Source organism: Streptomyces sp. NPDC060027 (genome assembly GCF_042737005.1).
Classification (GTDB): Bacteria; Actinomycetota; Actinomycetes; order Streptomycetales; family Streptomycetaceae; genus Streptomyces.
On the sequence record NZ_JBHWVI010000271.1, the window covers coordinates 1 to 10,435 of the forward strand.

7 protein-coding genes and 1 tRNA gene are annotated in these 10,435 nt (G+C 71.3%); 2 read left to right on the forward strand and 6 right to left on the reverse strand.

Annotation, left to right across the window (positions count from 1 at the left end; genetic code table 11):
• Positions 1 to 105 precede the first annotated feature (105 nt).
• From ACFWBT_RS38120 to ACFWBT_RS38135, 4 genes are all read right to left on the reverse strand, one after another.
• Positions 106 to 1,686, reverse strand: coding sequence for a TROVE domain-containing protein (locus tag ACFWBT_RS38120; protein WP_385707929.1), 1,581 nt, complete (start codon positions 1,684 to 1,686; stop codon positions 106 to 108).
• A 378-nt stretch (positions 1,687 to 2,064) separates the two neighbouring features.
• Positions 2,065 to 2,140: transfer RNA gene (locus ACFWBT_RS38125), tRNA-Ile, on the reverse strand.
• A gap of 65 nt (positions 2,141 to 2,205) precedes the next feature.
• Complete coding sequence (locus ACFWBT_RS38130) at positions 2,206 to 3,663, reverse strand: alkaline phosphatase PhoX (RefSeq protein ID WP_385707932.1); 1,458 nt, start codon at positions 3,661 to 3,663, stop codon at positions 2,206 to 2,208.
• A gap of 214 nt (positions 3,664 to 3,877) precedes the next feature.
• A complete protein-coding gene (locus ACFWBT_RS38135; protein ID WP_385707935.1) occupies positions 3,878 to 5,305 on the reverse strand; it encodes a hypothetical protein in 1,428 nt (475 codons plus the stop codon).
• Between the two features lie 405 nt (positions 5,306 to 5,710).
• Here ACFWBT_RS38135 and ACFWBT_RS38140 point away from each other — a divergent pair, with 405 nt between their 5' ends.
• Positions 5,711 to 7,537, forward strand: coding sequence for an endonuclease/exonuclease/phosphatase family protein (locus tag ACFWBT_RS38140; RefSeq protein ID WP_385707937.1), 1,827 nt, complete (start codon positions 5,711 to 5,713; stop codon positions 7,535 to 7,537).
• An 81-nt stretch (positions 7,538 to 7,618) separates the two neighbouring features.
• On the opposite strand, the gene ACFWBT_RS38145 is transcribed toward ACFWBT_RS38140, so the two are convergent.
• A complete protein-coding gene (locus ACFWBT_RS38145; RefSeq protein ID WP_385707940.1) occupies positions 7,619 to 8,350 on the reverse strand; it encodes an SRPBCC domain-containing protein in 732 nt (243 codons plus the stop codon).
• A gap of 2 nt (positions 8,351 to 8,352) precedes the next feature.
• On the reverse strand, positions 8,353 to 9,012 hold the full coding sequence (locus ACFWBT_RS38150; RefSeq protein WP_385707943.1) for an ArsR/SmtB family transcription factor: 660 nt from the start codon (positions 9,010 to 9,012) through the stop codon (positions 8,353 to 8,355).
• Between the two features lie 226 nt (positions 9,013 to 9,238).
• Between ACFWBT_RS38150 and ACFWBT_RS38155 the strand changes: the two genes are divergently transcribed.
• Positions 9,239 to 10,333, forward strand: a complete 1,095-nt coding sequence (locus tag ACFWBT_RS38155; RefSeq protein ID WP_385707946.1) for a YihY/virulence factor BrkB family protein — start codon at positions 9,239 to 9,241, stop codon at positions 10,331 to 10,333.
• Positions 10,334 to 10,435 lie beyond the last annotated feature (102 nt).

Sequence of the window (10,435 nt, forward strand, 5' to 3'; positions counted from 1 at the left end):
GAAGTGCGGGCCGCATGTGCCGATCAGGTCCAGGGACCGTACGCGTCGCCGCGGCCCGGAAGCCGAAGCCGTCGCGCCGGCCCAGGTACGGTCCACACCCCTCGCTCAGGCCCAGGGCCAGTCCGCGTCCCTCGCCGACTCCAGAAGCGGAACCATCCGGAAAGCCGCGTCCGAGAGCCCCCCGAACGTGTGGCGGTTCCCCTTGCCCGACGGGCCGTGGCCCGCGCGGTATCCCGCGAGGTTCCAGGTGTAGACCGGTACGTGCGCCGGGACCTGCCCGGTCGGGTCGCCGTAGTGGCTGTACGTGGCCTGCTCGTCGGTGACGATGAGGACCCGGTCGTGCTTCCTGTAGTGCGCGCGGACCGCCTCGCTGGTGTTGGTGCCGCCGAGGTCGCCGAACCGCTCGATGACCTTGAGCACCGACTCGCCCTTGCGGAACTTCACCCGCTTGCTGCTGGTGCCGAACTCGACGAGATCGGCGTCCGCCGCCCGCAGCGCGAGCGCCGTGCCGAAGATCGCCGCCGCGTCGGCCCGGTTGAGCTCCGAGCGGTCGGACAGCCGCGAGTAGAACATCGAGCCCGAGCGGTCCACCAGCACCAGCGTCCGGCCGGGCAGCGCGGGCACGTTGGCCAGCGAGTGGCCGAGCGCCTGCTCCAGCGGGTACGACCAGCGCAGCGACGGCGCGTGCTGGTAGGCGGCCAGGTAGCGGAACGGGAACTGCCGCGAGCGCGCGACCTCCGCCGGGTCGCTGATCTTCGCGGCGACCTGAGCCGCCACCTCGTCACTGACCCCCGCCGCGTCGAAGTTGCGCAGGTTGCGGACGAGCGCCATCGCACCCATGGACGGAATCACGGCCTCCCAGGCCGCCTTGTCCATCGGTCCCTGCAGCCAGCCTGCCAGCGCCTCCCACGTCATGCCGGCGTCCGCCAGACGCTGAGCGCCGTGCGCGCCGGTCACGACCGCGCGCCGCTCGTCCGGCCGCAGCGCCATCAGATCGCGATGGGCGACGAGCACGGGCAGCGACGTGGGGACGACGGCCGTGTCCGGGTTGTGGCGCCGGTCCAGCGCGTACTGGAAGAGGTCGCCCTGCCACGCCTTGCCGGGGTCCGGCGCCGCGTGCACGAGGTTGAGGATGTCGCCGAAGCGGTACCCCTTGGACGCGGTGTCGTACTTCAGCAGCGACTTGCCGCTGTAGAGACGTCGTACGGCGTCGGCGACGCCCCGCTTGACGGGCTTGGGCACGTTGCGGCCGTACTGGGAGGTCCAGTAGGCGAGCAGCTCGCCCGGCTCGTCCGGACGGCGCAGCACGGAGGCGATGACCTGCCGGTTGGCGGGGCCGTCGGTGGCGCCCGCGTCGAGGCGTGCCTTCACGTACTCGGCGGCGCCCACGAGCGAGGCGGTGCGCAGGTTTCCCTCGCCGCGCAGCCAGCCCAGCAGGCCGGCGGTCCAGGACGGGTCGGAGACGGCGAGCTCGCGCACGAGCTTGGCGAACCGGTCGTCGCGGGCCTCGCCGGTCTCGTAGAAGGTCTGCTGCGAGACGAAGTTGGCGATCGCCAGGAGAAAGAGCTCGGAGCGCGCGTCGCGCTCCTGGCCCCGGCCGCCCTGGTGCGTCCGCAGCACACGGCCGGTGGACGTCACGCGGGAAGTGGGCTGCGCCTTCGCGGCCTTGGTGTTGAAGCGTGCCATGGTGAATTCCCCCGAATTCTTTGTACGACGGTGAAGTCGCGTTTCGGAGGGAGGCACAGCAAATGGAGGGTGCCCGAGATCAGGAGTCGGCGACGGACTTGCGCAGATGCTCTACCGACTGAGCTACACCGACCCGAAGTCGATGACGGGACTTGAACCCGCGGCCCTCTGATCCCAAATGAAGTAACCGTTGCCTGCGCACCGGGCACCCACCATGAGCTGCGCCTCCCGAGTTCAAGTCGGCCGCGGCGTGGATTCTTTGAGAGAGAAGTAGCCGCGGCCCGCGCACCGGGAGGTGCGTGAAGTTGTGGTGTCCAGAGTTCAGGTTCGGCTGAACCGACGTAGGTGCTCTAACCCCTGAGCTACACCGGCGCGTTGTGCCGGTGGCGGGACTCGAACCCGCGGCCGCCCCATTATCAGTGGAAGTAGGTCCTGCCTTCGCACCTGGACAGGCATTACTTTAGGAGGGCGGCCGCGCGTCGGGCGAGCGAATTAACTCGCCGGGGAAACGGCGGGAGTTCAGCCGCGCTTCTGGCGCTTCCAGGGGCCGGTGATGGCGAGCATGATGCCCGGAACCTGGATGTTGGCGAAGAGGGTCCTGCCGTCGGGCGAGAAGGTGACGCCGGTGAACTCGCTGTACTCCGGGGCCTCGGCGGTGCCGATGTTGAGCTCGTTGCGGGCGATCGGGTACGTGCGGCCGCTCTCGGTGGCGCCGAAGAGGTGCTGGACACCCTCGCCGTCCTCGGCGATGACGAGGCCGCCGTACGGGGAGACGGTGATGTTGTCGGGGCCGTCGAAGTGGCCGTCGACGGCAGGGTCCGGGTTCACGCCGATGAGGACCTTGAGCGTCAGGGTGCGGCGCTTGGGGTCGTAGAACCAGACCGCTCCGTCGTGCGCCTGGCCGGGGCTCTCGGTGCGGGCGTACGAGGAGACGATGTAGACGCCGCCGTCGCCCCACCACATGCCTTCGAGCTTGCGGGCCCGGGTGACCTGGCCGGCGGTGAACTGCTTGCGGACGGACACGGTCTTGGCGTCACGGTCCGGGACGTCGACCCAGTCCACGCCGTACACGGTGCCGATCTTCGTGGCACGGGAGAGGTCGTCGACGAACTTGCCGCCGGAGTCGAAGCACTTGAAGGCCTGGAGCGATCCGGCGTCGTCGGCGAGGGTGCGGAGCTTTCCGTGACCGTGCTCGAAGCCCTGCGGGGGCGTCCAGCGGTACAGCAGGCCGTTGGGGTTCGATGCGTCCTCGGTGAGGTAGAGGCGGTCACGTCTGGGGTCGACGACGACGGCCTCGTGCGCGTAGCGGCCGAGCGCCTTGACCGGCTTGGGGTTCCGGTTGCGGCGGCGGTCCTCGGGGTCGACCTCGAAGACGTAGCCGTGGTCCTTGGTGAAGCCGTTGGTGCCGGCCTTGTCCTCGGTCTCCTCGCAGGTCAGCCAGGTGCCCCAAGGGGTGTTGCCGCCGGCGCAGTTGGTGGCCGTGCCGGCGATGCCGACCCACTCGGCGACCTTGTCCCGGCGCACCTCGACGACCGTGCAGCCGCCCGCGGCGGCGGGGTCGTAGACGAGACCCTCGGTGAGCGGCACCGGGTAGGGCCAGTTGGCGCGGGGCCCGGCCAGCTCATGGTTGTTGACCAGGAGAGTGGCGCCGCGCGGGCCCTCGAAGGTGGACGTTCCGTCGTGGTTGGAGGGGGTGAACTCGCCCGACTCCAGCTTGGTCCTGCCGCTGTGGGTGATGACGCGGTAGGAGAACCCGGCGGGCAGCGAGAGCAGGCCCTTCGGGTCGGTGACGAGCGGGCCGTAGCCGACGCCGCCGTGCCCGGCGGCCACCGCCTCCCCGGCCGCGCCGTCCGTGTCCGTCTCCGTGACGGCGAGGGCGTTGGGTGCGGTGGCGAGGGCGCCGACGCTGCCGACCAGGGCCACGCCTGCGCCGGTGATCGCGGACTGTCTGGCGAAGTCCCTGCGGGTGAGCGACATGTGATGTCTCCTGTGACGGTGGACTCGGACTGCCGTGGGGGGCGGGTGGCGGCCTCGGTTGCGGCCACACGGTCCCGCCCCCGTCTGAACGCGAGTTGAACGCGCGCCGACTTCAGGGGTCCCGCTTGCGTGAATCCACCCGACCGGCGCAGGGGAACGCCTGCCTCCGGGGAACAGTCCGTCCGGGCGCCGGGCGCCCGGGGTCACCGGCGGCTCACCCCGCCTGTTGCGACCGTGCCTTGAACGCGGCCTTGCGGGCTTCCTTGGCGACCTTCTTGTCGGGATGCAGGCGGCCCATGGCTTCCAGGACGTCCGGGGCGGCGGGGTGATCGACCCGCCAGGCCGAGTCGAAGAAGCCGCTGTGCTGCTGGGCCAGCCCCTCGACGAGGGCCTGGAGTTCGGTGGAGTTCCCCTCGGCGGCGAGCTGTGCCGCCACCGTGTCGATGGTGAGCCAGAAGACCATCGCCTCGGACGGCGGGGGCACGTCGGGCAGGCCCTGCTCGGAGAGCCAGACGCGGGCGAGACCGCCCAGTTCGGCGTTGTCGAGGACCTCGCGCAGCGCGGGCTCGGCCTCCATGCCGACCAGCGAGAGAGCCTGCTGGCAGTGCAGGCGGCGCAGCGGGGCACCCGGGTCCGTGCCGCGTGCCGCGGAGAGCAGTTCCCGGGCGGCGGCGAGCGGTTCGCGCCGGGCGAGCCACTGCTCGATCTCGGCCTGGGCGGCGGCCGGGGGGAAGCCGGCCGTGCCGTCCAGGAGCGTGTCCGCGCCCTTGTCCGTCAACTCGCCCACCGCGGGGGCGGAGAAACCCGCCTCGGTCAGCCGGGCGCGCAGTCCGTACAGACCGAGCGGTGTCAGGCGCACCACGCCGTACCGCGATACGTCCAGTTCGTCGACGGGGGCGGCCGGCTCCTCGTCGGCGTCCGCCATCAGGGCCTCGTCGACGGGCTGGAAGTCGATGAGGCCGATGGGCTCCAGCAGCCGGAACTGGTCGTCGAGCCGCATCATGGCGTCCGAGACCTGCTCCAGGACGTCGTTGGTGGGCTCTCCCATGTCGTCGGGCACGATCATCGAGGCGGCTAGCGCGGGCAGCGGCACCGGCACCTCGCCGAGCGCGTTCTCGCCGACGGTCAGCAGATACAGGTTGCCGAGCACCCCGTCGAGGAACTCGGCCTCGGCCTCCGGGTCCCAGTCCAGGGAGGAGAGGTCGATCTCGCCGCCCTCGCCCATGGCTTCGACGAGATCGTCGAGGTCGGGCACGCTCGCGTCGGCCAGCACGGTGTCGAGCGCGCCGAGCCAGACACCGAGGACGTCCTGCGGGGCGCCGGAGGTGAGCACGGCGAGGTCCTCGCCCGCCTCGACGGTGCCCTCCTGCTCGTCCACGATCTCGACGAGTCCGGTGTCGACGGCCACCCGCCAGGCCTCACCGGCGAAGGCGGCCGCGTCGTCGCCGGACAGGCCGAGGACGCCGGCCGCCTCGGGAAGCTGCTCCTCGACGAGTTCGCCCCCCGCCCCCACCCGGGTGCCGGGGCCTGCCCAGCGGGCCAGCCTCGCGGCGCGGGAGAGCAGCGGCGCGGCGAGCGCGTCCCGCGCCAGCTGCGCCTCGGAGAGCAGCCGCACGGGCGGCAGGGAAGAGCTGTCTGACATCGGCTGAGTTCTCCTCCGAACAACCACGACGAGCAGGGCAAGCGGTTCGGGCGGGGTTCGCCCGACGCCGCGCCGGACGGTGGCGGGCACCGTCGACCGCGGCGGGCATCGCATCCCGCGGGGCGCCGGCGGACTCGGGATCCGAAGGCGGCCCGGGAAATCCGTGCCAACGGCTCAGCCTAGACGGATTTCCACCCATGCCGCCCGGTTCATGTGTCCGACAGGTCTCGTACACCGCTGAAACCTTGACAACTCCCCTCACCACACACGAGATTGACGCGCGTAGAAGTTCAACGGCCGTGCGGTCCGCCCACTTCTACGCGCGTCACCGGCCCGCACGCAGGTCGCGCTTCCCCACAGTCCACCCTCGTCCCGGCGCTCATGAACGTCCCCGGAGGGATTCCCTTGCCGAGCAAGAGAACCGCGCGCATCGGCGCGCTGACCGTCGCCGCGGTCTGTTCCACCATCTCCGCCGTGGTGCTCACCACACCGGCCCACGCGGACACCGTCCACATCCACGACATCCAGGGCACCACCCGGACCTCCCCGCTCGCGGGTGCGAAGGTCACGGACGTGGCCGGCATCGTCACCGGTGTGCGGACCTACGGTTCGTCCAAGGGCTTCTGGCTCCAGGACTCCGCCCCGGACTCCGACCCGGCCACCAGTGAGGGCGTGTTCGTCTTCACCAGCTCCGCCCCCAAGGTCGCCGTCGGCGACTCGGTCACGGTGACGGGCACGGTCTCGGAGTACGTCCCGGGCGGTGCCTCCACCGGCAACCAGTCGGTCACGGAGATCACCAAGCCGACGGTCACCGTCGTCGCCGGCGGCAACGCCGTCCCGGCCGCGACGGTCGTCGACGCCAGGTCCGTGCCGAACGCCTACGCCCCCACCGGTGACACCGCCGCGAACGGTTCGGTGAACGGCCTCACCCTGGAGCCGGCGAAGTACGCCCTGGACTACTACGAGTCCCTCGAGGGCATGAACGTCCAGGTCGCCGACGCCCGTGTGGTCACCGCCACCGACCCGTACACGGAGCTGTGGGTCACGGTGAAGCCGCGCGAGCACGCCACCCACCGCGGCGGCACGGTGTACGGCTCGTACACCTCCCAGAACACGGGCCGGATACAGATCCAGTCCCTGGGCGCGACGGCCGACTTCCCGACCGCGAACGTCGGCGACAAGCTCACCGGCGCCACCGCGGGCCCGCTCGACTACAACCAGTTCGGCGGCTACACCCTCGTCGCCAACCAGCTGGGCACCCTGAAGAAGGGCGGCCTGGAGCGCGAGACGACGCGGAAGCAGTCGCGCGGCGAGCTGGCGGTGGCGACGTACAACGTCGAGAACCTGGACCCGGGCGACGCCACGTTCGACGCCCACGCGTCCGCGATCGTGAACAACCTCAAGTCGCCCGACGTCGTGTCCCTGGAGGAGATCCAGGACAACAACGGCGCGACGGACGACGGCACGGTCTCCGCCGACCAGACGGTGCGGAAGCTGATCGACGCGATCGTCGCGGCGGGCGGCCCGGCTTACGACTGGCGTTCCATCGACCCGGTCAACGACCAGGACGGCGGCGAGCCCGGCGGCAACATCCGCCAGGTCTTCCTCTTCAACCCCGAGCGGGTCTCCTTCACGGACCGCGCGGGCGGCGACTCGACGACCGCCGTCGGTGTCACGAAGGTGCACGGCAAGGCGCAGCTCACCGCGTCGCCCGGCCGCGTCGACCCGGCCAACACGGCCTGGAAGAGCAGCCGCAAGCCGCTCGCGGGCGAGTTCGTCTTCCGCGGCCACACGGTGTTCGTGATCGCCAACCACCTCAACTCCAAGGGCGGCGACCAGGGGCTGACGGCGCAGTACCAGCCCCCGGCGCGCAGCTCGGAGGTCCAGCGGCACGCCCAGGCGACCGCGGTGAACACCTTCGTCGACGAGATCCTGAAGTCGCAGAAGAACGCCGATGTCATCACGCTCGGCGACATCAACGACTTCGAGTTCTCCGACACGGCCAAGATCCTGGAGGGCGACGGCGAGCTCTGGTCGGCGATCAAGTCGCTGCCGAAGAGCGAGCGTTACACGTACGACTACCAGGGCAACGCCCAGGTCCTCGACCAGATCCTGGTCAGCCCGTCGATCCGCAAGGGCTGCGACCTGGAGTACGACAGCGTGCACATCAACTCGGAGTTCTCCGACCAGATCAGCGACCACGACCCGCAGGTGCTGCGGTTCCGTCCGTAGCCGCCCGGGTACGCGAGAGCCCGGCCCCGTCGTCCGGGGGGCCGGGCTCTTCGCCTGCGCGGAGGAGTCCCGCCGGACGGGTCAGCCGGTGAAGACTCCGTCGAGCCAGCCCTTCCAGGCGGTCTCGTTGCCCTTGGCGTCGGCGTCGGGCGCGAAGTCGTGGAGGCTGATGCCGACCGGAGCGCCCCAGCGGTTGCGCCCGAAGAAGCGGATGAGCGCGTTGTCGGTGCGCAGCCCGATGAAGTACGGGTTGCGGTAGTCGACCACGGCGTCGAAGACCTGGCCGCCGGGTCCCTGGGCCCGGACCCGCGCGCCCTCGGCGGTGCCGTCCGCGAGGCCCAGCGCCCGTCCGACGGCGGCGAAGGCGTCGGGGGCCGTGGACGCGCCGGGTCCCTCGAAGGTCGCGAAGGCGACCGGGCGGCCCGCGAAGTGGGTCACGTACTCGCGCAGGGTGTGCAGATAGAAGTCGGTGTGCTTGTCGGCTCCGTCGTACTGGTTGTCCCAGTCGTCGGTGAAGATGCCGCTGTGCACATATCGCACCCAGGAACGCCGGCCCTCGTCGCGGGCCTCGATGGTGTGGTCGATCTGGTTGAGGCTCTGCGTCGGGAACCCGACGTCCTCGCTGCGCACGGTCAGCCGGTGCGGCGGGTCCCAGGCGGTGATGGTGCTGCCGAAGGGGCCGGCCCCGCCCTCGCGGGGCTCGTACTCCACGGGCCACAGCCAGCCGCCGCTGCCGCTGGTGATCGCGTCCCACATCTGGTCCGGCGAGGCGTCGACCTCGTACTCGCGCGCGATCTCGAATTCCTTGGGCATGATCATGACTCCTGGGTGGTCAGCGGGGCGGTTTCGCCGTCCGCGGGGGCTTCCACGGCTTCGGGTCCGGCCGTGGCCTCGGGTTTGAGCGTGGGGTGGACGGCGAGGACGATCCGGTGCGGGCGCCCGCCGTCCGCGTCCCCGTCGTGGTACTTGCGGATGAGCGCGCCGACCCCGGCCGTCAGCTCGTCGATGAACGCGGCCCGGTCGGCGGCCGAGGCGAAGGTCACCTCGCCGTCGAGCGCGTAGGTCGCCAGCCGCTTGCGGGCCTTCGCGGCGCCGGTGATGAGCGAGCCGACGTCCCGGACGAGCCGGGCGCCGAGCGCGAGCAGCCAGCGAGCGGACAGCTGGTCCCGGAAGCGGTCCGGATCCGGCTGCACGGCGGCCAGCGCGAGCGGCGAGATGACGTACGACGCCGCCGTCGCACGCATCAGCCGCTCGGTGACATTGCCCTTGCGGCGCTCGCCCGCCAGCTCGACCAGGCCGTGCCGCTCCAGCGTCTTGAGGTGGTAGTTCACCTTCTGCCGGGGCAGGCCGACCCGGCCGGCCAGCATGGCGGCCGACGCGGGTCCCGCGGCCAGTTCGGCCAGCAGCCGGGCCCGTATGGGGTCCAGCGACACGGCGGCGGCCTCGGCGTCCTCGATCACGGTCACGTCCAACATGACTCCACCGTCCCACCGAAAACTTTTTTTGTCCAGACGACACGAGTCGTCGGCGAGTCGCCGTCCTGTGGCGCCCGGGTTGGGGGCGGCCGGGGCTGTCGGGCGCACGGGGGTTGTCAGGCGCCCGAGGGTGGCCCGACAGCCGGGGGTAGCCCGGCAGCCGGAATTCCTCGGCCCGGACGCCCCCCGGGGGCTTCATCGGCCGGATCCGGGCAACACGCCGGTCATGGACGAGAAGCGACCGGAATCGAAGCGACAGGCTCTTCCGGACACGGGCACCGACACCCGGACGGCGGGGTCCGCCGAGAAGGACCGGCCCGCCCGGCTGCCCGCACGGGCTTGGTGGGCCGTGTCGTGGCGCACGGTGAAGGAGTTCCGGGACGACGAACTCGCCGACCGCGCGGCCGCGTTGACGTACTACGGCGTGCTGTCGCTGTTCCCCGCCCTGCTGTTGGTGGTGTCCCTGCTGGGCGTCCTGGGGCAGCGCGTCACGAACAGGCTCCTCGACAACGTGGGGGACCTGGCGCCGGGCCCGGCCCGCGAGATCCTGCGGGACGCGGTGACGCAACTGGGCGACAGCGGCGGTACGGGCAGCGTGCTCGCGATCGTCGGACTGCTCATGGCGCTGTGGTCCGCGTCCGGGTACGTCGGCGCGTTCATCCGTGCGTCCAACGCGGTGTACGACCTGCCGGAGGGCCGTCCGGTCTGGAAGGTCACACCGCTGAGGCTGGCGCTGACCCTCACACTGATGCTGCTTCTCACCGGGAGCGCGATCATCGTGGTGTTCACCGGACCGCTGGCCGAGCGGGCCGGCACCGCGATCGGGCTCGGCGACGCCGCGATCACGGCGTGGTCGATCGCCAAGTGGCCGGTCCTGCTGGTGTTCGTCGAGCTGATGATCGCCCTGCTGTACTGGGCCGCCCCCAACGTCTCCGGCCGCGGCTTCCGCTGGTTCAGCCCCGGCAGCGTCGTCGCCACGGTGATCTGGCTGGCCGCGTCCGCGGGATTCGCCGTCTACGCCGCCGGCTACGGCTCGTACAACAAGACGTACGGCACGCTCGCGGGCGTCATCATCTTCCTCGTGTGGCTGTGGCTCACCAACCTGGCCATCCTCCTGGGCCTGGAGTTCGACGCGGAACTCGCCCGCCAGCGGGCCATCACTCACGGCAGGCTCCCCTCCGAGGAGCCCTACGTCGAGCCCCGCGACACCCGCAAGTGGCCCCCGCGTCTGCGGGCGTTGCGCGCGGCCCGGGAAAAGGTGGAGACGGGAATCACGCCGATGCGCGAGGGGCCCGAGCGAGACACCGCCGGGCGGGTGTGACGCCGGGACGGGAGGACGCCGGGACGGGGAGGACGGCACACGATGCGGCGGCGAACCGGTGTCCGGGTGGGCCCCCCCAAGCGCCCCCCCACCACCACCGGC

Bases quoted from the DNA above. Each gene is read 5' to 3' on its own strand.
- ACFWBT_RS38135 (WP_385707935.1), bottom strand. From the start codon at position 5,305: ATGTCAGACAGCTCTTCCCTGCCGCCCGTGCGGCTGCTCTCCGAGGCG.
- ACFWBT_RS38130 (WP_385707932.1), bottom strand. From the start codon at position 3,663: ATGTCGCTCACCCGCAGGGACTTCGCCAGACAGTCCGCGATCACCGGC.
- ACFWBT_RS38120 (WP_385707929.1), bottom strand. From the start codon at position 1,686: ATGGCACGCTTCAACACCAAGGCCGCGAAGGCGCAGCCCACTTCCCGC.
- ACFWBT_RS38155 (WP_385707946.1), top strand. From the start codon at position 9,239: ATGGACGAGAAGCGACCGGAATCGAAGCGACAGGCTCTTCCGGACACG.
- ACFWBT_RS38150 (WP_385707943.1), bottom strand. From the start codon at position 9,012: ATGTTGGACGTGACCGTGATCGAGGACGCCGAGGCCGCCGCCGTGTCG.
- ACFWBT_RS38145 (WP_385707940.1), bottom strand. From the start codon at position 8,350: ATGCCCAAGGAATTCGAGATCGCGCGCGAGTACGAGGTCGACGCCTCG.